Origin of the sequence: Porphyromonas gulae DSM 15663, from assembly GCF_000378065.1 — a bacterium.
Lineage (GTDB): Bacteria > Bacteroidota > Bacteroidia > Bacteroidales > Porphyromonadaceae > Porphyromonas > Porphyromonas gulae.
Map to the genome: position 1 here is coordinate 12,812 of NZ_KB899151.1, position 21,912 is coordinate 34,723.

Sequence of the window (21,912 nt, forward strand, 5' to 3'; positions counted from 1 at the left end):
AATAACGATATGACCTTCCACTGGAAAGATTTGACGCCATGGCGTCGTATAAAAGGCGTTGCCATCACCATCCTTTACCTCCTTTTTTGTATATGGGCCGGCCCGTTTTGGCTGATTTTTCTGCCTTTGATCGTAGATTACTATTTCTTCCATATTATCAAATGGGGCTGGTATAAGAATATCCGAAACAAGACGCTTCGGATCATTTGCAGCTGGGTGGCAGACATTATCTACTGTGTCGTAGCCGTTACCTTTATCTTCGCTTTTCTGTTTCAGAACTTCGCCATTCCGACTTCTTCGCTGGAGAAAACCTTGCTTATAGGCGACTACCTCTTCGTGAGCAAGCTCTCGTACGGGCCGCGTTCGCCCATGACGCCGCTTGGTGTGCCGCTGACGCACAATACGATGCCGCTGACGGGTGGCAAATCGTTCTCGGACAAGCCTCTCTTGCCGTACAAGCGACTGAAAGGCTTCGGACACGTCAAGGAGGGAGATTTGGTGGTGTTCAACTTCCCTGCAGGCGATACGGTGGCCGTGAAGCAGCCCAATCCGGATTATTATATGTGGAAGAAACTCGTAGGACGGGAGGAGATTTGGAGCAATCCGGACTTCTACGGGGAGATCGTTTACCGCCCGGTGGACAGGCGCGACCACTACGTGAAACGCTGTGTGGGTATGCCGGGGCAAGAATTGAGCATCAAGGATAATCAGATCTATATAGATGGCAAGCAGCAGCGCAATCCACGCAATATGCAGCTGAACTATTTGGTGCGGATGAGCAGAGAGATGAGCGTAGACTTGATAGACGAACTGGGTATCAACTATGATGATGTACGAGCGGCTTCGAGCGAAGAGTTAGCGGCTTCGTCCGGTTCCAATCTTATTGATTCGGCTTCGAATCAGCCTCAAATCATCTATCATTTGCCACTAACGGGAGGGATGCTGGACAAGTTGCGTGCGGAGCCTTCTTTCGTCAAGGCCGTAGTGGAGCCTACTCCTATCGGTCCGCTGTATCCGCTGGAGTATGAAACAGGATGGACGCGCGACAATTACGGCCCCATCCTGATCCCGGCCAAGGGTATGACGGTTCGTTTGACACCGTTGAATCTGGCCCTGTATAGCCGTTGTATCCGCAATTTCGAAGGAAATAAGCTGGTGCAGAAAGCTGACGGCACGGTTCTCATCAACGATCGTCCGGCCGATTCCTACACCTTCAAGATGGACTATTATTTCATGATGGGGGATAATCGGCACAACTCCGCGGACAGTCGCTACTGGGGATTCGTACCGGAGGATCATATCGTAGGTAAACCTGTATTCATTTGGTTGTCCCTGAACAAGGACAAGAAGAGTCTCTTCGGAGGCAAGATCCGCTTCGGTAGAATGATGCGAACGGTCAATGCAGATTAAATCGCGGCATAAGAACAGAATTTTCTTCATAGGCTTGCCGGCACTCGTTTTGTTGTCGGCCATCCTCATTCGTCTCTTCCTTGTTACTACCTATCGTGTCCGAAGCGATGCCATGCTCCCGACCTACCGGTCCGGAAAGCTGCTATGGATCAATCGGATCGCATCGCCGGACAGGGGAGATGTTCTGGTCATAAAGTACAGACAAGATGGCGAAGCGGACTCGCGACTCTATCTGGCACGGCTGATAGGATTGCCCGGTGACAGCCTCTTTCTATCGAAGGGTGGGGTAGTCGCGAACAGTCGAAAACTGAAGTTGCCCACCTCTTTGCTTCCTCGTGAGCCTTATAAAATTATCATTCCGAGGAATGACAGGACTTATCGCCTGACTCCTCTGTCTTTACTTGCCTGCCGCAGAGCGATCGAAGAGGAGTGCAGTTCGAACATCAGCTTTCGCCGAGGAAAACTCTATCGCGACGGTGCCGAAACGGCTTTCTTCCATTTCCGCCGCAATTACTACTGGATTCTGGCGGACAATCCTGCGAGTGGACCCGATTCCCGCCATCTCGGTATCGTGCCCGAAGAGAGTATCGTGGGAGTGGTCATGAACGCAAATTGAATAGGGGAGTGGCAGAGCGTATGAATCTTCTCTCTCCTTCCGATCCGATCGTCCTCTCTACGGCTTACCTGCCACCGATCCAATACTTCACGAAGCTGTTGCATCCCGAGGGTGTTCTTTTGGAGACGGCAGAAAATTTTGTGAAGCAAAGCTATCGCAATCGTTGCCACATAGCCGGACCCGAAGGTATGCAGCCGCTGACCATACCGGTCGAAAAATCTCCCTCTCCCAAGACACCGATTAGAGATATTCGCATCAGTGAGCATGGCAACTGGCGTCATTTGCACCTGAATGCACTTATCAGCTCTTACGGATCTGCACCGTTTTTTGACCATTATATGGCTGAAATAGAGTGGTTTTACCGGCATAAATACACCTTCCTTTGGGACTTTAATTTGGATCTCCTTTCCGTATGCCTTGAATGGCTGGACATATCGCCGTTAATTATGTTTACTTCTGAGTACGTGGAGGACTATCACAATGACTTTCGCTACTCGATTCGTCCCAAGCAAGCTCCCGATGATGAAAGTTTTTTCCCGCCTACATACTACCGCACTTTTGCCCATAAGCAGGAATTTCTGCCTAACCTAAGTATTGTCGATCTCATTTTTCATGAAGGACCATTGGCCATATCTATATTGAAGGGGTCTATTCGTTGAAGAATATGGGTAAGAAAATCTCTATCTTTGTTTGAATTGATAACAACCTCTCCCATTATGACAACTCTCGAAGCTATACAGGCACCGGTCAACGAATTCGTCAAGGATTTTCATCATTCGTTCGAGCACGCGCTTCATTCCCAGTCGGAATGGATGACGAAAGCGATAAAGATCTTGAACGGCTCTACCGGTAAACATGTCCGTCCGCTCCTGACCGGATTGGTCGCTACCGTCTGTGCTGGCAAAACGAATGCGACGACTCTCGAAGCGGCTGTCCTGCTGGAAATGATCCATACGGCTACGCTGATCCACGACGACGTCATTGATATGGCTTCTACGCGTCGGGGAGTACCGACACTCAATGCTTTTTTCGATAATCGTGTGACCGTTTTGATGGGGGACTTCGTGCTTTCTTCCGCTCTGATGCGCGCCATCGCTCTGAATGATATTCGCATCATCACGATTATATCCCAGTTGGGGCGCGACTTGTCGGAGGGTGAAATCAGGCAGTTCGAGACGGCTGACAATGTGATTATAGACGAAGACGTGTATATGCAAGTGATCCGACAGAAAACGGCCATGCTCTTTAGTGCCTGTGCCGAGGTCGGTGCCATTACCGTTCAGGCTCCTGTAGAGATTGTGGAAAAGGTGAAGAGGGTAGGGGAGTTGCTCGGCTATGCTTTCCAGATTAGAGACGACATATTCGATTACTATCGGAATGATGTAGGCAAACCTACGGGCAATGATATACGCGAAGGGAAGATTACACTGCCGCTACTGTTCGCTCTCAAGAACGAACAGACTGCACTGCGGGATCATTGCCTCACCATTCTGAACCAAAAAGCTTTCTCGGAAGAGGATTTGCAGCTTCTTACCTCCTTTGCCATAGAGCACGGTGGCATAGCTTATGCCGAAAGAAAAATGACTGAGTTTATAGACAAAGCAAAGGCCGAGTTGGCCGTTTTCCCTGACTCGGATGCTCTGCAGTCGCTGCTTGCTTTGGCTGATTTTATCGTACAAAGAGCGAAATAATAAGTCTTGTACTCATTTTTTCCAAAAAGCCGAGCTGCAATTTATCAGATTTGGAGCTCGGCTTTTATTTTTCTGTGGGTGTAGTTTTCGAGAGTCGTGTCGCTACGGCTATTTTGGCGACTCCGTTTGCGCCGGAGGATTGATCTTTTCCTCGCGGTGGCGTCCGACTTCTTCGATATAGCGGTAGTATATATCGGTGAAAGTCTGGCAGGTACCCGGATTTTCCCGCTCCTTTTCTTCTTGAGTCTTTCTCTTACGGATGATAGCCATAGCTGCTTTTTTCGATTAGGCTGCGTTTGGATGCCGATTTAGACCATAATATCTTGTCGGAGGGCGTCCACCAAGCTGCTGGCTCCTATGCGGAAATATGCCGGCGTAAGCCATTCTTTGCCCAAAAGTGTATCGATCAGACAGTAGTATTTCACAGCATCTTCGCTTGTGCGAATACCTCCGGACAGTTTGATACCACGTATTTCACCAAAAAGGTCATAGTATTGTTTCAATACCTTGCACATCGTATAGGCTGCTTCAAGGCTCGCTCCGGGGTAGCCTTTGCCTGTGGATGTCTTTACAAAATGGGCACCGCAGAAGAGCGCGAGAATCGTAGCGCGACGGATATTCTCCGGGGTTTTCAATGCACCTGTCTCCAGGATCACTTTGACGGTAGCTCCCTTTGCAGCTGCTATTTGCTCTTCGATTTCCGTGGCCGCTGCTTCGTAGTCCCCACTCAGGAACTTACCCATATTGAGTACGATGTCTATTTCATCTGCTCCATCGCTTACGGCCAGTGCCGTTTCGGCCAACTTAACTTCGATAAAGCTCTGTGAAGCGGGGAAACAGCCGCTGACGCTGGCCACTTTCACGTTTTCGGCTGTGAGCGTTTCTCTCACAGTGGAGACGAAGTTGGGGTATACGCAGATCGCTGCTACGGATGGAATCGTAGGATCTGTGTCCTCGAAGTCATTGACGCTCTCGGTAAACTTTGTGATGGACTCCTCCGTATCCGTGGCGTTCAGGCTGGTCAGATCGATGACGCCATGCAGGAATTTTTTTGTTTCCGGAGTGTCGAATCGTGAATAGTGATCCCGTATTATTTGATCGGTTTTCAGTAAAATTCTCTCTTCTGACTCGGCCGGATCGAACTGAGCGAAAGCCATTTCGTATTTATTTGCTGCCATTGTTGTGTAGTTTCGTATTTTGTTGATGTCTTTCTTTGTCTCTAACGGTTTTCTTCTCGATATTCTTATGGAATGCAGTGGTCAGATCCACGCCGGTTTGATTGGCCAGGCAGAGCAGAACCCACAGAACATCAGCCATTTCGTCGGCCAAATCCTTGCACTTGTCGCTTTCCTTTTCACTTTGTTCTCCGTACCGCCGTGCGATGATACGTGCTACTTCTCCCACCTCTTCGGTCAGGATAGCCATATTGGTTAGCTCGTTGAAATATCTGATACCCAGCGTTTTAATCCATTGATCTACACGTTGTTGTGCCTCTCTTAGTGTGATTTCCGACATGGCTCTACTCCTTATTTTGTGTGTCTATCAGTATGGTTACCGGCCCATCGTTCACCAATGCTACCTGCATATCTGCTCCGAATACGCCTTGTCCGACGGCTTTCCCCAGTTTTGCGGACAAGCTGTTGCAGAAGCTCTCGTAGAGAGGGATGGCAATCTCCGGACGCGAAGCTTTTATATAGCTGGGTCTGTTCCCTTTCCGGGTCGATCCCATGAGTGTAAACTGGCTTACAACCAAGGCTTCTCCATCGATGTCTTTGACGGAAAGGTTCATCACCCCGTCACTGTCATCGAAGATACGCAGGTTGGAGATCTTGGAAGTTAATAGTTCGATGTCGCTCTCTCCGTCTCGGTCTTCTATCCCTACCAGAACCAGCACTCCCTGACCTATACGGCTGTGTACTGCTCCTCTGATGCTGACGGATGCCTCCGTTACTCTTTGTATTACCACTCTCATCGTTTCTTATTTCTTTCTGAGTCCTTCGTATAATAGTTTCGCTTTGTTTCGGCCGATAAGAGCACTAAGTTCTTCCACTTCAGCCGAGCGTATTCGCTTTACGCTTTTGAAATGGCGGAGCAGATCTTCTTTCGTTTTCTTGCCGATGCCTCTGATATTGTCCAGTTCGCTTTGGATTTGTTTCTTGCTTCGTACATCGCGGTGGAACCCGATCCCGAAGCGGTGCGCTTCGTCGCGCAAGTGCTGTATGACCTTGAGCGTTTCGCTTTTCTTGTCCAAAATCAGCGGAACGGGATCCTTCGGGAAAAAAATCTCTTCCAGTCGTTCGGCCAATCCTATGATGGGTATCTTGCCGATGAGTCCCAATTTATCTAATGTTTCGTAGGCTGCGCTAAGCTGTCCTTTGCCTCCATCTACGACGATCAGGTCGGGTAGGGGTAAGTCCTCCTCTGTGAGGTGGGAGTAACGCCGGCTGATGATTTCTTTCATGGAGGCGAAGTCGTTCGGCCCTTCGACTGTTTTCACGTGAAACTTTCGGTAGTCTTTTTTGCTCGGTTTCCCCATTTTGAAAACAACGCAGGCCGCCACCGGACTCGTACCCTGTATATTCGAGTTGTCGAAGCATTCGATATGTTTGGGTGGGCGGTCCAAGTGCAAATCCCTTTGGATCCCGTGGACGATGTGTAGAGCACGTTGTTCGGGATTGAGCTTCTCGGCACGTTTGAGTTTGTCGAGTTTGTACTGAGCCACATTCTTCTCGGATAGTTCCAGCAGTTTCCGTTTGTCTCCACGCCGGGGGATCGTAGTCGTGATGCTCTCTCCCGTTTGCCAACCGGTGTCGAACGGCAGAACGATTTCGTGAGCGTTGCTTTCGAATCGTTGTCTCAGCTCTGTTATCGCCGCAGCAAGGAGCTCTTCTTTCGATTCCTCGATCTGCTTTCGGTACTCCAAGGTGTACACACGATTGATCCCTCCGTGCTCTATGTGCATGTAGTTGATATAGGCCGTGTGCTCGTCTTCGTCGTAAGAGAAAACATCTACGTTGTCTATATTGCGTGGCACGACCGTATGCTTGGCTTCGTATCGCTCAAGAAGCTCTATTCTCTCCTTGCATATCTGTGCCTCTTCGAAGCGCAGTTCTTCGCTGTATGCCTGCATCCTGTCACGATACATGCGTACAAGTCTGTGCAGATTGCCTCGGAGCAGATCGCGTATTTCCGATACATTGCTTTCGTACTCGTTCGAAGTTTGATTGCCGACGCAGGGGCCTTTGCATTTCTTGATATGGTACTGCAAGCAGACGCGATACCGCCCTTGTCGGATCTTCTCCACACCGAGATCCAGTTTGCAGGTACGGATCGGGTAGATCTCTTTCACAAGGCGAAGCATCCCTTTGGCAATGAGTGCGCCCGGATAGGGGCCGAAGTATTCGGATCCGTCCTTCTTGATGTCCCGTGTGGCGAATATACGTGGGAAAGGCTCCCGTTTGATGACTATGCTGGGGTATGTCTTCCCATCTTTGAGCAGGACATTATACCGAGGTTGATACTCCTTGATCAGTGAGTTTTCGAGCAGCAGGGCATCTCCTTCGCTGTCCACAACGATGTATTTGATGCTCCTGATCTGTCTGACCAGTATGCGGGTTTTCCTGTCTGCGTGCTCTTTGTGAAAATACGAACTGACTCTACGGCGAAGGTTTTTGGCCTTGCCTACGTAGATTACCTTCCCGTCCTCATCGAAGTACTGGTAGCAACCGGGTTTTTCCGGCAGGGTAGGGAGGATGATGTTCAGTTCGTCGGGGGTCATCATTCGGTTCGATATTTTGTTTCACGTGAAACGTTATCTGCCACAGAGAACGAGAAGGATACTTACGTCGTGGGGTGAGACTCCCGGTATTCGCGATGCTTGTGCTATGGTTTCCGGCCGGATGTTCGTCAGTTTTTGGCGTGCTTCGGTGGAGAGGGACTGCATCTGCATATAATCTACATGCTGTGGAAGTCGGATACTCTCGAGCCTGTTGATCTTGTCCGCCAAGGCCCTTTCTCGTTTGATATAGCCGTCGTATTTGATCAGGATCTCCGCAGCTTCCACGATCTCCTCACGTCTGGATGCCGGAATCTCTTCAACGATTCTTTGGAGAGAGGGCACCATCGAACAGACTTCATTCATCCCTATTTGAGGACGGAGCAGCAGGTCGTACAGTTTGATGCCTTGCTTGAGAGGAAGGTAGCCGGCCGACTCCAGATGCGGGTTGATCAGATCCGGTTTGAGGGAAAACTTGTGCGTAAAGTCGATCAGCTTATCGCGAAATGCTTGCTTTTCTCGGAGCAATTCGCTGCGTCTGCTGTCTGCCAGTCCGATCGCTTCCGCCTTCGGCGTGAGCCTCATGTCGGCATCGTCCTGACGTAGCAAGATGCGATATTCGGCTCGAGATGTAAACATGCGGTAGGGCTCGTCCACGCCTTTGCTCACCAAATCATCGATCAGCACCCCTATGTAAGCCTCGTCGCGTCCGAGTGTGAACTCGCCTGCGCCATGGCATTGCAGGTGAGCATTGATACCGGCTATCAGTCCCTGTCCGGCAGCCTCCTCATAGCCGGTCGTGCCATTGATCTGACCGGCGAAGAACAGCCCTTTCACCGGTTTGGTCTCAAGCGTATGTCTTAATTGTGTGGGATCGAAGAAGTCGTATTCGATGGCATAACCCGGACGATAGATATGCACATGGCTAAGAGCCGGGATGGCTTTCAGGGCTTCGAGCTGAATCTCCAAAGGCAAAGACGAGGAGAAGCCATTGAGGTAAAACTCGTTACTCGTCTCTCCTTCCGGCTCGAGAAACAGCTGGTGCATCTCCTTGTCGGCGAAGGTGACGATCTTGGTCTCTATGCTGGGGCAGTATCGAGGGCCGATGCTTTGGATCTGTCCGTTGTACAGGGGAGAGCGGTCCAGTCCTTTGCTCAGTATCTCGTGGCACTCGGGATTGGTGTAGAGCGCGTAGCAACTCCTTTGGCGTAGTACCCTTCGGGGCGTATCCATATAGGAGAAACGGTGGTGATCCTCCTCTCCCGACTGCTCCGTGGTCAGACTGAAGTCGATGCTCCGGCCGTCGATTCGTGCCGGAGTCCCCGTCTTCATCCTGTCGGTCCTGAAGCCCAGATCACGAAGCTGCTCCGTGATGCCGTGAAAAGCCGGTTCGGCTATTCGTCCTCCTTCGATCATACGCTCCCCGAAGTGCATGACACCTCCGAGGAAAGTCCCTGTAGTCAGCACCACGGTACGTGCCTGAAACTCCACCCCGAGAGCCGTCGCTACTCCCGTGACGGCACCCTGACGAATAGAGAGGCTGCGTACGCTGTCCTGCCACATGTACAGATTAGGCTCGTGCTCCACTATATCGCGCCATGCTTCCATGAAGCGCATGCGATCGCTCTGAGCGCGCGGACTCCACATGGCAGGGCCTTTGCTCCGATTGAGCATGCGAAACTGGATGGCTGTAGCATCCGTGACGATACCCATCCGTCCGCCCAAGGCGTCTATCTCTCTGACTATCTGCCCCTTAGCTATTCCTCCGACAGCCGGATTGCAGCTCATTTGGGCTATTTTGTTCATGTCCGGCGTGATGAGCAATACCTGCGAACCGAGCTTGGCCGCAGCCGCAGCCGCTTCGCAGCCGGCATGGCCCGCACCCACCACGATGACATCATAATTAAATTGCATTGGAATGTTCCCTTAGTACCGGTGGCCGACACCGGTGTCGGCCGTGATTACTTAACAAAGTTAGCAACTTTCGGTTTTTGCGTCTATGGAGCTTGGTCGGGGGATGAGCGGTATTTATCTCGGAATCAAGCTCCCAAAAGTTCATTTCGCATGGAGGTGCAACATTTCGTTCGGCACCGTATTGGGAGAGAAAGACGAGTTTACGCGCCATAATTTCTTGTTTCCATGCTCCGAAAAACGTGGCGCGAGAACATTTTCGTTTTGGCGCGGGAAGTAAAAAATTTACGCGCCACAGCGAAAAAAATCTCACGCCACTTTTCCCGAAAACACGCGCCACAATCGCAGCATTTCCGGTCTGTGAACTTCGGAGAGGCGGATTTGTCTGCAAAAAAAAAATTATGCCATTTGGCCTAACTTGCTCTCCTTTTACCGGAGATAATACCTTTTAGTGGATAGCCCCATATTAGTCTGCTTCATAACGATCTTTACACGGACGAATTTTTATCAATCGAATTAAAAGTGTGTCCACTTATTTGTATTAAATTTGGCCTTAACTCTAAAAACAATGAATCAGACCGATCTTTTTACCTCATTTACCCATAAATGGAGGCAAAGAGAGCTTCTTCCCTTCGGGATGTTCATTGCATTTTGATAGAATAATATATATGTGTTAGAGATTTCCAAAGTCTATACCACAGATGTAATTCGATCATTTTATAGATTGCTCATAAAAAATATTAAGTGTATGGAAGCTGAAACTTACAGTAGGCATATCTTTAATCAAAATCAAAAAGGAGAAGTTACGTCACCAAAGATTGGTCGAACAAGAGCAAGAAAGGATAATTGTAAGGACAATACAAAACAAAAAGTATAGACCACGATGTATAAGTTAGAATTTGAATTGGAACAGCATACGCCTATCATCCACTTCCAGGCCAGGGATGCAGGGGCAACGCTGCGCGCCTCCGAGGTCAAACCGAAGCTCGACAAGTTTGTCTTGACGCAGATAGGCAAGAGGATTGTAAAGAAAACTGCTTCGACAACAGAAGAAAACTTTATCGAAAGGGGGATAGAATACTTTCAAAGTAAAGATGTAGAGGCCCGTAGAGTTTACGAGGAAGAGAAGAAGAAAGGGAATAAGGATGCTAAATTGGAACTTTGTCTCATCCCCGGACAAGAGGGAGCTTTGAACTATAAAATGAGGATTATCGCTCATAAGGTACATACTGAAGACATAGATGCAAAAAGTGCACCTATGTACTTTGGAAACATAAAAGCAAAAAAGCCCAAACGATTGGTTATGGCAGAGAGTGTGCAGATAATCATATTGGTAAAGGATGAAGTTCTGAAAGGTTGTATAAAGGAGTCTATTGTTCGGTTCTTTCAACTTCACAACTTTGGTACAAGACAATCCAAAGGATACGGTTCGTTCACAATAAAGGATGATGAAAAAAAGGAGATTATAGATGTCTATAAATACTCCTTCGATGTTTCAGGAAGCGACTACAAGGAGGTTATGAATAGAATAAACTACTTCTATAAAAGCCTTAGAAGTGGCATAAATGAGTATAGGGTGAAAGGAGGGAAAAAGACAAATATCCTTTACTTCAAGTCAGCACTGCATTACTACGTAACGACCGTTCTAAAAGAACAATGGGACAAAAAGAGCATCAAAGAGTATTTCTTTCCTAAGCAACTTGAAGAGGAAAAGATAAAATATAAAGTAAAAGATATTTCTTCTAAAGAGAAAAATGATTTTAGAGATCTATTAGGGTTCTCCACCGATGAAGCATGGGGGCAAAAGCATCAGGTTAAGAAGACTTGCAAAAAAGAAACGGATGAAGGGGAAGAAAAGTTTTCTCGTTTGAAGTCACCCATCCAGTTCAAGCCTATTCGCTTTGGCAATAATTTTACTGTGTTTTTTGATGTCTTCCCGGAATCTTCTGGATGGAACGACTTTTTAGGTAGCGAAGTTTGCGTGGAAGCACTATACAAAGAAAATGCTACTCCTCTCAAAAAGGAGCCTCTAACCTTGAAAGTCCCAACGGATATTGATTTGAAAGAAGTTCTTGGATATATATTTTCAAACATGAAGCTCGAGCTAAGAAAGTCAACAGCAATTGGAGAGGGTAAGGATATTTTCGACGGAATAAAAGCTATTTATGATGAACTCGAAAGAAATAAAAAATAACGCATACACAGCAATAACCATTGGGCCGATAGGTAAAACCTTAGACAAGGCCCGAAGCGTGAAGTCCCTTTGGACTGCGAGCTACCTCTTCTCATGGATAATGCGGGAATTAATTGAAGAGGTATCCCAAAGAGGGGTAGATATTATCTCTCCAGCTCAAGTTGGCAAAGACGGTTTGCAAGAGATTTCTGAAAAGGTGGGCTTATTCCCCGATAGGCTTTTTGCCAAAGGAGAGCTTGAAGAGAAGAAACTCGAAGAAATAAAAGAGGAAATTTTCGGCGAACTTGCAGGCAAATTCATATCTACTTTTCAGAGAGAAGAAAAGGATATTGAGCAAAAGATAGCAAAGGAAAGTGACCCAAAGCGGAAGAGAGAGCTTGAAGAAATACAAAGTCGATATAGCAATGCTGCTTTGAAGGGCGAGGATATTCGCAAGTACTTAGAGAATTACCTCTCAATCTCCTGCATAACGGTAGAGCTTAGCTCCGATTGTAACATCTTGGAGCAACTCAATAAATACTTAGATACACAGGAGTTGTTCAATAAAGCCTCCTCGCACACCGATGAGGATTATATGGAACTCTTTATCGAGGCTCCCAATAATCCTTTCTTAAAGGCTTATTCCCAAGAAAGAGCTTTCCCAAGCACTTCAGAGATAGCTGTATCGGGATGGGAACAAGATCCTCCCAAAGATGAAAACGGAGAGGTAGAGTACAGCGAATTAAAATCCTCAAAGGAAGGGTTTCGCAACTGCTACAAGTATTTGGCAGTCATAAAGGCGGACGGGGATGGCTTTGGGACATACATCAAAGAACTCAAAGTAGACGAGGAAAAGGAAATAAAAGAAAACGGAGAAAAGGAAAACAAGCTAACCAGATTTACAAAATCGTTCTTCGAGTTCTCTGTTGAGGTGGCCAATGAGTTAATACGGAAAACAAAGGCTATACCTGTTTATATCGGAGGGGATGATCTCTTTCTCTTTGCTCCTGTATTGGAGGGCGATACCGAAAAGGATGTATTCAACCTTATCAAGAAGATAGATGACTTGTTTATCCAAAAGAAGATAGGTACAGGTCTTTCGATGTCTTACGGCGTAAGTATCTTTTACTACAAGAGTCCCATGTCTGAGGCAATACACATAGCTGATAGCATGTTGAGGAAAGCAAAGGAAGAGAAAGAGGAAAAGGAAAAGAAGAAAGATGCCGTAGCTATATCCATACAGAAACACAGTGGGCAGAAGATAGAGTTCCTACTGCCGTGTAAGCATAGCGGTGCTGATGAGACTGCTCGAAAGGAAAGCTTGTATGGAAAGACTGTCGAGCTTGTACGAGCTTTCAAAGGCGATGGGAATATGCTCAATAGTCTTATCTATTGGATAGAAGAGATGTATGAGATACTTTTCACTGAGGAGGTTACCCAGTCCCAAGAGCGTATCAATGCGGTCTTTGACAACTTTTTCGACGAAGAGATTCACAAGGAGAACGAAGTGTTTTTCGACCTCCTGAAGAAGTTTATCCACTCCATGCATCGCTCCGAAGATGCCCCCCGCAAGTTGAAAGACAAAAAGAAACTCCTGCACGGCATCTTGCGCTACTGTCAATTTGTAACGGCTAAAAAAGAGAAATAATATGTCTACCTATACCTATCTTATTAAACTTACGCCTTTGGATAAGTTTTTCTTTGGGCAGAAGAAAACCTTTGGCGATGACAATGCCAACTACTTCGTGTACTCCTCCCACTTTCCACAGCAAACCACCTTGTTGGGGCTTTTGCGCTATCAACTGTTGCAAATAGCAGGAGAGGAAATCTTCAAGGATAATAAAATCCAAGATGAACATAAAGCTGGCGAATTGATTGGCAAACAGAGTTTCTCTCCATTCGTCAAGGATAAGTTGCAGTTTGGTATTATCCAGTCGCTCTCTCCTGTCTTTATCATAGACAAGAAGAACAATGAGGGTAAGGAAGAGTACTTCCTACCTGTGGGTAGACGGTTTCAAAAGAAGGAAGAAGAAGCCCCATACAATCTCTTACACCTCTCCTATGAAGATGAATGCCCTCCCATCTTTGAGAGTAGAGAGTCTCAAAAGGAGAAAGAAGAGGCTTATGACCCCAAGAAAGGGCTGGCATCTTGCTGGCTATCTTCCAATGGCACTACACTCCTTAACGAAGAGGACTTTTTTATAAAAGATGAGCGCATCGGGATACGCAAAGATTATAAAGGGACTACGAACGACGATGCCTTCTTCCGTCAGAGATACTACCATTTCAAAAACTTCAAAGAGGTAGTAGAGGACGAAGAGAATAAAGGGCGCAAGCAACCACCCGTGCGAGAGCACGACTTCTGCTTTGCCACTATTTTAGAAATAAAGAGAGAAATCGAATACAAAGAGTTAGATAAGAGGTTAGATAAGAGAATTGTCTACCTCGGTGGAGAGCGACAACCTTTCCTTATGGAGGTAAGCGAAAAGACAGAGGATCTCCAACTCAACATTAAGGGTTCTGCTCTTACGAGCGATGAGAAGCACTATACCGTGGTACTCCTATCCGATGCTAAGATTGAGCCTAATCACCTCAAGGGGGTAAAATTTGCAAGCACGGAAGTGAAAGACTTTGCCTGTTTGCTCACTCACGTAGGGACACGAAAGTTCTACAACAAGAAGAAGAAAAGAGAGGAGCAGTACCTCGAAAAAGATGAAACGGCTCTAAGTCATCAACATGAACTATATGCCAGAGGCTCCGTGTTTTACTTCGATACTGAAGATCAAGCAAATCAATTCTGTGAGGACCTCGAGAAAGTCCCCAACTTCTATACCATCGGCTATAATCGTGCTATCATCATCGAACCAACAAAAACAAAAAAATAACAACAATCAGAATATGAAAACAGCAGCTTATATGATCCGTTGCCTTACCAATATGCATGTGGGTAAGGGAGATGCCACCTACGAAGTGGTGGACAAATGTGTACAACGAGATGTAACCACAGGGATGCCCTGCATCTACTCCTCCAGCCTCAAAGGGGCTTTGAGACAGTTCTTTTCGAAGCAAGGCTTTGCCGACATCAAGCATGTGTTTGGATCTGATGTGAGCAGGGATGTAAAAGACGAAAGCAAGGGTAATGAGAGTGATAATAGTAATGAGGAGAATCCCAAAGAGCATAGCGTTGGCAACTTCACTTTTTTCCAGGCCAACCTATTAGCCTATCCTGTTCAGACAACTCAAGAGGGTGCCACTTACATCCTGAAAACAAATAAAACCCTGCAAGAGCCTATAACGGAGTTAGCAAACCTTCTTTCTGCTCCATCGAATATTGAAGCTCTGTTACCTAAAGGGATTGAAAAGGATTTATCCAATGAGGCCCTCGAGCAACTCCCGGTCATAGCCCGCAACAAATTGGAGAATGGGAAGAGTGAGAACCTATGGTACGAAGAGGTCGTGCCTGCCGAGAGCCGTTTTGTCTTCTTCGTATCCTACGATAATGAAGAGATCTTTGCGAAGTTCGACAAGATAATCCAAGAGAAAGTCATCCAAATAGGTGCCAATGGCTCTATTGGTTATGGTTTTTGCAAGATTACTAACCTTAAAGATTCCTCTCAAAATGAATAAGAAGACTATACAGGATTTGATACCCAAGGCTATGCAGGCCATTGAGGGAGTGGGTATTGTTGGCAAGGATAAGAAGTTCGAGAAAGTCCACGAGGGATATATCAATGCTCTTGGCCCTAATATCATTCAGTCGGGACTTCTCCCTACGCTCATATTCTACAATAAGGATAAGCGAGAGCTATGGCTTAAAGCGCTATACTATATGGAAGTCATAAGCAACGATACAGACCCCACAGCCATTATACAACTAATTATAAAAGAGGTGGATAATGAAAGTAAGCCAGAGAAAACTATAAAAGAGTTAGAGGGCAAAGCCAAGGAGTGGGAGCGCAAAATACTTGAGTATGCGGTGGCTCTCAAGCTGGCGCTTAGGACTTTTGTTGCTGAAGAACCTGAGACAAGCAATACAGAACAACAAAAAGGAGGTGCACAATGAATTTTGGATACTGGTACTATCGAGAGTATTTCAATACGATAAAACTCAATAGTGAGGGCATTGTAACCAACTTCTCTACGTTCAATAAAGGAAAGAATGATAAATTAAATGAGGAGCCCCTACCTCCCTACAACGAAGAAGTGAATATCCAGGGGATAAAGAGCTTCGAGCTAAAGACCTGCTATCCGGGGTTGCTCTGTGGTGTGGGCTATCATCACGAGATAAACAAACCTGCGGATGAAAAGGGTAAGAAGGTTGAGGGGGATAAGGAAGATGACGCACCGGAGGTTTACAACCTTGGGATGTACTTTGATTATACATCGGGTTTGCCCGTTATCCCCGGTTCTTCTATCAAAGGGATGCTACGCTCTGCCATCGAAGAGTGGGACTTCCTTGCAGATTATAAACCCAACAGCGGAGTTACACGTGAAGAAATTATTAAGACTGTGTTTGAGGGAGAAGGGCTTTCCATTTATGACAGAGACATATTCCTCGATGCTATCCCGATAAAAGCAGATAACAAACTCTTTGGAGAGGACTATATCACGCACCATCCCAATCCTCTGCAAAACCCTAATCCTGTACGTTTCTTGAGAGTCAATCCGGGTGTAACCTATAAGTTTCGCTTTATCCTGAAAGCTCATGGAGAGAAACTAACGGTAGACTTTAAGACAAAGCTCTTCGAAGCTATTATCTGCACTTTTGGTCTCGGGGCCAAGACCAATGTCGGCTACGGGCAATTCGTAAAACCTCAGAAGTAGGATTACGGCCGGTTGCCTCTCCATCGGGTCGTTTTTCCTCAGCAAAGAGTTTTGTATGCCACTCTCCACAGATTCGTTGCCGATCTTCTTGTCGGACTTCACCGCCTACCATTTTAGCGTTCGTTTCAGAGCCGAACGTGCTATTGCCTTCGAACGCAAATGGTATTTCATGCCTCGGTTTGCATTGGGCAATGCCCTCAAAAATAGTAAGCAGTACGCCTACCTCTATGGGCAGATATTCAAGCCACAAGAGGAAGACGCGGACGAAAGCAAGGGACCGGGCAACACCTCGCGCCTGATCATTCGAGCCGACAAACCCTCCCGGAAGTCTCTGGAGGCAGGCGAAGCCATGGATCTGTACATTACCGTCGTAACGAGAGATCCTCTGCTGGTCGGAGACTTTCTCTCTTTCCTTCCGGAATGGCAGGCGTACAACTTCTTTCGGGAAAATAATCTCACGTACGACTCCTATCGCCTGTACAATCCCACGACAGAGAAATACGAGTCCGGGCTGAGGGTAGAGGATGCAGCACTTACGGTAGACTTCTTCTCTCGGCAAGCAATCCGTTGGGGCGAAATCCTTGCTGTGCGCTTTCTGTCTCCGGCCAGTATCAAGGTAGATCAAATACTGTCCGCGGAAATACCCTACTCGCGTCTGATGAATAGACTCTCACGACGTCTGTATGAGCTATATACCCAATACCTGAGCAGGGGAGAGACTTCTGTGGAGCGATATGTTTTCCCCGATCACGATGGGCTGATTTACTCCCAGATAAGTATGCCACGCAAGGCTACTATCAAGGAAAACAGACAGTACGACATGTCCGGCATATTGGGTCAGCTCTTCTACCGTGTTCCCTACGATCCCGTAGCAGCCCTCATGCTCTCGATGGCGCATTGGGTGCATATAGGCAATCATACAATTGTGGGGAATGGTCAGATCGAGAGCACTCCGGTCAACGATGCCTTGTACCGCAAGTGGCTCTCTTCTTTGGCTGCGGATCGTGACCTTCCCATGGCAGAAGCGGAGCGACAAGATTTGTTGGAAGCCCTACGTGTTTGCAGCTATATACCGCAGCCTTATCACTCGGTGAACATACCCAAGGGGGATGGCTCTTACCGGCAGCTACATATCCCTTCGGCAGTGGATCTACACTTGCAGAGAAGCCTGGCCGGCATACTCTATCCGATCACCGAGTCTTTATCCATTGCACAGAGCTATGCCTATCGCAAGGGAAAGGGGGCTGTGGCTGCCATTCGTAAAGTGCAGCATCTGCTGGATTCTCTGGATGAGAACTATACAGTGGTGCGCTGCGATATAGACAACTTCTTCGATTCCATCCCTGTCCCCTCTCTATTGCAGAAAGTCCTGAGAACGACCGAAGATCCCCTCCTGACCCGTATGTTGAGCCTCTGGATGAAATCCGGAGTCGTAGACCGCACGCAGCAATATACTCCTGCATCCTCCGGCATCCCACAGGGAAGCCCTCTGGCCCCTCTGCTTTCCAACCTCTACTTGGAAGACACGGATCGCTACATTGCCGGGCATATAACAACCGAATTTATCCGCTATGCCGACGACCTGCTACTCTTTTTGCCGGAGAGAGCGGATCCGCTGAAGGCTCTCCAAGACCTGAGCGAACATTTGAAGTCCCGCAAAGGGCTGAAGCTGAACAGGGACTTTGTCGTATCGAGCATAAAAAGCTCTTTCAGTTTCCTCGGTATCACGTTCCGTGCAGATGGTTCAAGGTGTATGAGCCGGGACAAGACGGAGGGGCTCAAACGCAAGATCGCACTCGCGCTCCATCGCGACACCGAAAACTTCTCAGCCCTCTCGGAGACGATCCAGGGCATGGAGCAGTACTACCGCAAACTGCTCGAAAAGGTAGACATAGAGGCCATTGACAAAGCGGCCGCCGCTGTCTATGCCGCTCACATCGCATCACTGCCGACCTCCGAGGCTCGGAAAAAGGCCAAGGACAATCTGCTACGGCTGGGCTTTCTCTCTTCGGAAACGGCCCAACAGACTCTTCGAGAGGCTATGCGGCAGACAGTGCTCCCAAGTGCAGACCCTTTCCCGATAAAGAAAGAGAGCGAGATCCTGCGTGAGCAGCACAAAAGACATTTGCAAGAGAGGGAAGAGATATTCGACTTGGTGGTTACCGAGCCCGGAGCTTTCATCGGTATCAGTCGCAACCACGTGCTTGTAAGGAAGTATGGGAAGACAATCTGCAAACGACCTGCCGCACGGATAGAGCAGATCAGCATCATCAGTGACGGAGTCTCTCTCAGCAGTAACGTCACCAAATACTGCAGGAAGAAGAATATCAGAGTCATATTCTACAATGCAACGGGCCAAGCCTATGCCTCTCTCGACGGCATGAATACCATCTTGCCCTCCGTGATGGAAGCCCAGATGCGCCTGAGCGAAGAGAAGAAGCAGGAGTTCATCCTCGCTCTTATCCGGAACAAGGTTCGCAATCAGGGCAAACTCCTGCGCTACTACCACAAGTATTATCGCCACGACAAAGAGCTGAAAGAACCTCTCTCCAACGCTATCGCCGAGCTAAAGCAGCTGGAAGATATACCTATAGCGGAGGGCAGCTCCCTTGCGGACTTCCGACAGCATGCCATGCTTCATGAAGCACGCTGCGCACAAGTCTATTGGAGGGCATTCGCTCTGCTGGTGCATCGCTCCGGACATGAATTTGAGGGGAGAGAGCACAAGGGAGCCGAGGGATTGGTCAATCAGATGCTAAACTATGGCTACGCAATCCTCCGGAGCTATGTGATGAAGACAATAGACCTTTGGCAGCTCAACCCGAATATCGGTATCCTGCACAGCACGCAAGACAATAGACCGGCCCTGTGCTTCGACCTCATGGAGCAATACCGGGCCTTTGTCGTCGATAGGAGCATCCTCGCCCTACTGGCCAAGGGGGAAGATGTGGGGCAGGATAACAAAGGGCTGTTGGATATGTCTACACGCAGCCGCATCATAACGAAGATAAACGAACGCTGGTTTGCTACCGAATACTATCGATCCGGGGAAAAGCTTTTCTCCGATATTATGAAGCTGCAAACCAAAGACGTGAGAGCCTTTTGCTGTGGCAAGGTGAAGCGCATCAAATTCTATACCCCCAAATGGTAGACCGAGAGCGGGAAAGAGCTATGAACGACAAAAAACTATTGGTTGCATACGACATATCCTCCAACAGACGAAGGCGCAAGGTCGCTCGGATATTGGAGCAGTGTGGTGTACGCATCAATAAATCGGTATTCATCTGCAGCCTGCGAGAGCTGACCATGGACAAGTTGGTAGAGGCTGTTACCTCACAGACGGCTAAGAGAGACAAGGTGTTTTTTCTTCCTCTCTGTCAGCATTGTTATACCGCAGCTTGGATGAGCGGACATCCGACCCCACCCAAGAGCCGGAGGAAAAGGCTCACTATACATACACAGTCCGTAAGGCTATTAAGACGCTAAACCCATAACATACCAATTCATATCAATAATTCTCACTATACATACACAGTCCGTAAGGCTATTAAGACTAGATGCCAGTAAACCTTGAGACTTCGGCTTTTGCTCTCACTATACATACACAGTCCGTAAGGCTATTAAGACTTCAATAAATGTGGATTGACATTGCCCCTTGTAGCCCTCACTATACATACACAGTCTGTAAGGCTATTAAGACTCTTGATGCTCTACTCATCATCACTTGGACTTTCCAAGTTAGATTTTGGAGCGGTTAATATTGTGTTTTGCACAAGATAAGAGCATAATCACAGCCTTCCGCTTGTGTGCGAGCCAAGGCCGTTTGCGCACCATAATTTTCTATTTCGATGCTCCGAAAAACGTGGCGCGAGATTTTTTTCGCTGTGGTTCGAGAATTTTTTACTTCCCGTGCCACAGCGAAAAAAATCCCGCGCCGCTTTTCCCGAAAACACGCGCCACAATCGCAGCAATTGCGGTTCGAGAAAATCCGATCGGAATAATTGAAATCCGAGACTTCCGAGACCTCCGAAGCCGGTTCTAAGCTCTTACCCTTCTACAACATCTCGGATACGACCCAAAATATCCTGCTTGATGGCAGACAGATGCGCTCCCAATTCGCTCTCTGTCGGGAAAGAACCGTATGGATAGTCCTTGCCTTGGAAAGTATAGTGCATCGAAGAGAACTTCACCCCTGCATCTACCGCCAAAGCGAGGTTGCTCCTCTTACTCGGCACACGGATACGGGAAAAACGGATACGAAAAACGATAGCATGGGCATTCATCAGAATATCGAGCCTGTCTTCGGGCAAACGGGAGGTTAGTCCTTGGGAATATTCGTCTAAGCTGAACGTTTTGTCATCATCCCATATACTATTCCCTTTTTCCTTGAGCATAAAATAAGAGATCTCTTGCTCGGCGAAAAACCGATTGACAGGTTGCAATGCCGCTATCAGTCGTTTGGCAAAATCGCGATGGAAGCAGTTGTACACATCCATCCGGGCCTCCATCGAGACGGGGATGGGATTCGCGGCTCTTTTCTTCGCCCTGCGTTCGAGTATGGCCAACTCTTTGTCAAAATCGTCTGCTTCTTCGATGCTCTCCCCACGGGCTGCTTGGATACACGTGACGAGAGCCTCTTCCATACACTGCTCCATATAGGCGACGAACGGCTCTATCTGCCATATCTCGGCAGATGCACCCACGGAGGGCACTCCTCCTACTGCCACATCGGCACGATTCAGGGCAGACAAGTAGGCATTCTTATCCTTGCTGCGCACCACTATCATCGGATAGCCATACTTGGCAAGAATATAATTGACCAGCAGACGGGCGATTCGCCCGTTGCCGTCATCGAACGGATGAATGCGGATGAAGCGATAATGAAATACGGAAGCCAGGCGAATGGGCGACAGCTCCCCTGCCTCTTCCGCGCTTCGATACCAGTCCACGAGCTCCGCCATCAGTGCCGGTGTTTCCTCCGGAGAGGCATATTCGAAGCGTTCGCCCGTCACGGTTTTCACCGAGTTGGGTCGCGTTTTGTACTCTCCGGCGTGGATCACCACCGTATTCAACAAGGGACACCCGGCTCCGTGCTTGGTATAATCCTCCCTCAAGAGCGTACGGTGCAGCTCCCGAATGAACCTTTCGGTCAGCGGACGTTCGGAAGAGGAGGCTTCCGCCTGTATCATCTTCAGGGCCACATTGTGGGCTTTCATCTCTTCCAAGTCTTTCATATCGGCCTCTTCCGCCACTTTCCCGAATAGCAGGAGCAGTTCCGTCTGGCCGTAAGTGAGGGTATTGCCCTCCATGTGGTTGGAGTTGTAGTTGAACTCCAGCATAAACTTACGGTCCAGCCGTCTCCGGTCTTCTTCTCTCATCGGGAGAAGAGAGCGCCACTCTGCGTACAATTTTTCGATCCTGTCCATCACCGCCATTGATTCGCCGGTTTCCCGAGCCATCGTTCATTTTATTATTATAACAAATGTAGGGCAAAAAGCATTGATACGGCAGA

At 48.0% G+C, this 21,912-nt stretch carries 23 protein-coding genes; 14 read left to right on the forward strand and 9 right to left on the reverse strand.

Annotated features, from left to right (window positions below; all coding sequences use genetic code 11):
• Positions 1 to 9 precede the first annotated feature (9 nt).
• From lepB (F452_RS0102360) to F452_RS0102375, 4 genes are read left to right on the forward strand one after another with little or no spacing between them, the layout of a single operon-like run.
• Complete coding sequence (lepB, locus tag F452_RS0102360) at positions 10 to 1,410, forward strand: signal peptidase I (protein ID WP_018964659.1); 1,401 nt, start codon at positions 10 to 12, stop codon at positions 1,408 to 1,410.
• Positions 1,400 to 2,026: a signal peptidase I gene (gene lepB, locus F452_RS0102365; RefSeq protein ID WP_018964660.1), complete on the forward strand. Its 627-nt coding sequence runs from the start codon at positions 1,400 to 1,402 to the stop codon at positions 2,024 to 2,026. The genes lepB (F452_RS0102360) and lepB (F452_RS0102365) overlap by 11 nt, the downstream gene beginning before the upstream one ends.
• Positions 2,027 to 2,046: 20 nt before the next feature.
• Positions 2,047 to 2,685: a WbqC family protein gene (locus F452_RS0102370; RefSeq protein ID WP_018964661.1), complete on the forward strand. Its 639-nt coding sequence runs from the start codon at positions 2,047 to 2,049 to the stop codon at positions 2,683 to 2,685.
• A 57-nt stretch (positions 2,686 to 2,742) separates the two neighbouring features.
• Complete coding sequence (locus tag F452_RS0102375; protein ID WP_018964662.1) at positions 2,743 to 3,717, forward strand: polyprenyl synthetase family protein; 975 nt, start codon at positions 2,743 to 2,745, stop codon at positions 3,715 to 3,717.
• 108 nt (positions 3,718 to 3,825) lie between these two features.
• On the opposite strand, the gene F452_RS12280 is transcribed toward F452_RS0102375, so the two are convergent.
• The 7 genes from F452_RS12280 to F452_RS12585 all read right to left on the reverse strand — a co-directional run bounded on the left by F452_RS12280 (position 3,826) and on the right by F452_RS12585 (position 9,699).
• On the reverse strand, positions 3,826 to 3,987 hold the full coding sequence (locus F452_RS12280) for a hypothetical protein (protein ID WP_018964663.1): 162 nt from the start codon (positions 3,985 to 3,987) through the stop codon (positions 3,826 to 3,828).
• Between the two features lie 38 nt (positions 3,988 to 4,025).
• Entirely contained in the window at positions 4,026 to 4,895 is an 870-nt protein-coding gene (deoC, locus tag F452_RS0102385; protein WP_018964664.1) for a deoxyribose-phosphate aldolase, read from the reverse strand.
• Positions 4,882 to 5,232, reverse strand: a complete 351-nt coding sequence (locus tag F452_RS0102390) for a nucleotide pyrophosphohydrolase (protein ID WP_018964665.1) — start codon at positions 5,230 to 5,232, stop codon at positions 4,882 to 4,884. The genes deoC and F452_RS0102390 overlap by 14 nt, the downstream gene beginning before the upstream one ends.
• Positions 5,233 to 5,236: 4 nt before the next feature.
• The gene (gene dtd / locus F452_RS0102395; RefSeq protein WP_018964666.1) at positions 5,237 to 5,689 is read right to left on the reverse strand and encodes a D-aminoacyl-tRNA deacylase; all 453 of its coding nucleotides are present in this window, start codon (positions 5,687 to 5,689) and stop codon (positions 5,237 to 5,239) included.
• 6 nt (positions 5,690 to 5,695) lie between these two features.
• A complete protein-coding gene (uvrC, locus tag F452_RS0102400; RefSeq protein WP_033317126.1) occupies positions 5,696 to 7,495 on the reverse strand; it encodes an excinuclease ABC subunit UvrC in 1,800 nt (599 codons plus the stop codon).
• A gap of 33 nt (positions 7,496 to 7,528) precedes the next feature.
• A complete protein-coding gene (gene mnmG / locus F452_RS0102405; protein ID WP_018964668.1) occupies positions 7,529 to 9,406 on the reverse strand; it encodes a tRNA uridine-5-carboxymethylaminomethyl(34) synthesis enzyme MnmG in 1,878 nt (625 codons plus the stop codon).
• A 200-nt stretch (positions 9,407 to 9,606) separates the two neighbouring features.
• Positions 9,607 to 9,699 carry a DUF1661 domain-containing protein gene (locus F452_RS12585; RefSeq protein WP_230587196.1) on the reverse strand — a complete coding sequence of 31 codons (93 nt, stop codon included), beginning with the start codon at positions 9,697 to 9,699 and terminating at the stop codon, positions 9,607 to 9,609.
• Here F452_RS12585 and F452_RS11285 point away from each other — a divergent pair.
• The 9 genes from F452_RS11285 to cas2 all read left to right on the forward strand — a co-directional run bounded on the left by F452_RS11285 (position 9,668) and on the right by cas2 (position 19,886).
• Positions 9,668 to 9,820 carry a DUF1661 domain-containing protein gene (locus tag F452_RS11285; RefSeq protein ID WP_080734104.1) on the forward strand — a complete coding sequence of 51 codons (153 nt, stop codon included), beginning with the start codon at positions 9,668 to 9,670 and terminating at the stop codon, positions 9,818 to 9,820. The genes F452_RS12585 and F452_RS11285 overlap by 32 nt on opposite strands.
• A gap of 466 nt (positions 9,821 to 10,286) precedes the next feature.
• A complete protein-coding gene (locus F452_RS12590) occupies positions 10,287 to 11,597 on the forward strand; it encodes a hypothetical protein (protein WP_018964670.1) in 1,311 nt (436 codons plus the stop codon).
• The gene (gene cas10 / locus F452_RS0102420; protein ID WP_235317469.1) at positions 11,572 to 13,224 is read left to right on the forward strand and encodes a type III-B CRISPR-associated protein Cas10/Cmr2; all 1,653 of its coding nucleotides are present in this window, start codon (positions 11,572 to 11,574) and stop codon (positions 13,222 to 13,224) included. Before F452_RS12590 ends, cas10 begins: the two co-directional genes overlap by 26 nt.
• 1 nt (position 13,225) lies before the next feature.
• Positions 13,226 to 14,461 carry a type III-B CRISPR module-associated protein Cmr3 gene (gene cmr3, locus F452_RS0102425; protein WP_018964672.1) on the forward strand — a complete coding sequence of 412 codons (1,236 nt, stop codon included), beginning with the start codon at positions 13,226 to 13,228 and terminating at the stop codon, positions 14,459 to 14,461.
• Positions 14,462 to 14,474: 13 nt separating this feature from the next.
• Entirely contained in the window at positions 14,475 to 15,203 is a 729-nt protein-coding gene (cmr4, locus tag F452_RS0102430; protein WP_026292126.1) for a type III-B CRISPR module RAMP protein Cmr4, read from the forward strand.
• Positions 15,196 to 15,639 carry a type III-B CRISPR module-associated protein Cmr5 gene (gene cmr5, locus F452_RS0102435; protein WP_018964674.1) on the forward strand — a complete coding sequence of 148 codons (444 nt, stop codon included), beginning with the start codon at positions 15,196 to 15,198 and terminating at the stop codon, positions 15,637 to 15,639. Before cmr4 ends, cmr5 begins: the two co-directional genes overlap by 8 nt.
• Positions 15,636 to 16,400, forward strand: coding sequence for a type III-B CRISPR module RAMP protein Cmr6 (cmr6, locus tag F452_RS0102440; protein ID WP_018964675.1), 765 nt, complete (start codon positions 15,636 to 15,638; stop codon positions 16,398 to 16,400). Before cmr5 ends, cmr6 begins: the two co-directional genes overlap by 4 nt.
• A gap of 55 nt (positions 16,401 to 16,455) precedes the next feature.
• Positions 16,456 to 19,551 carry a CRISPR-associated endonuclease Cas1 gene (gene cas1, locus F452_RS0102445; protein ID WP_018964676.1) on the forward strand — a complete coding sequence of 1,032 codons (3,096 nt, stop codon included), beginning with the start codon at positions 16,456 to 16,458 and terminating at the stop codon, positions 19,549 to 19,551.
• Between the two features lie 20 nt (positions 19,552 to 19,571).
• Positions 19,572 to 19,886 (forward strand): CRISPR-associated endonuclease Cas2, encoded by a 315-nt coding sequence (gene cas2, locus F452_RS13200; RefSeq protein ID WP_455566605.1) that lies wholly within the window; start codon positions 19,572 to 19,574, stop codon positions 19,884 to 19,886.
• A gap of 268 nt (positions 19,887 to 20,154) precedes the next feature.
• On the opposite strand, the gene F452_RS12405 is transcribed toward cas2, so the two are convergent.
• Positions 20,155 to 20,316, reverse strand: a complete 162-nt coding sequence (locus F452_RS12405; RefSeq protein ID WP_160224173.1) for a DUF1661 domain-containing protein — start codon at positions 20,314 to 20,316, stop codon at positions 20,155 to 20,157.
• On the opposite strand from F452_RS12405, the gene F452_RS13205 reads away from it, so the two are divergent.
• On the forward strand, positions 20,249 to 20,401 hold the full coding sequence (locus F452_RS13205; RefSeq protein WP_080637671.1) for a DUF1661 domain-containing protein: 153 nt from the start codon (positions 20,249 to 20,251) through the stop codon (positions 20,399 to 20,401). The genes F452_RS12405 and F452_RS13205 overlap by 68 nt on opposite strands.
• Positions 20,402 to 20,446: 45 nt before the next feature.
• Here the strand turns inward: F452_RS13205 and F452_RS11115 are convergent, their stop codons facing one another.
• Positions 20,447 to 21,859 (reverse strand): Fic family protein, encoded by a 1,413-nt coding sequence (locus F452_RS11115; RefSeq protein WP_018964677.1) that lies wholly within the window; start codon positions 21,857 to 21,859, stop codon positions 20,447 to 20,449.
• Positions 21,860 to 21,912: the final 53 nt, after the last annotated feature.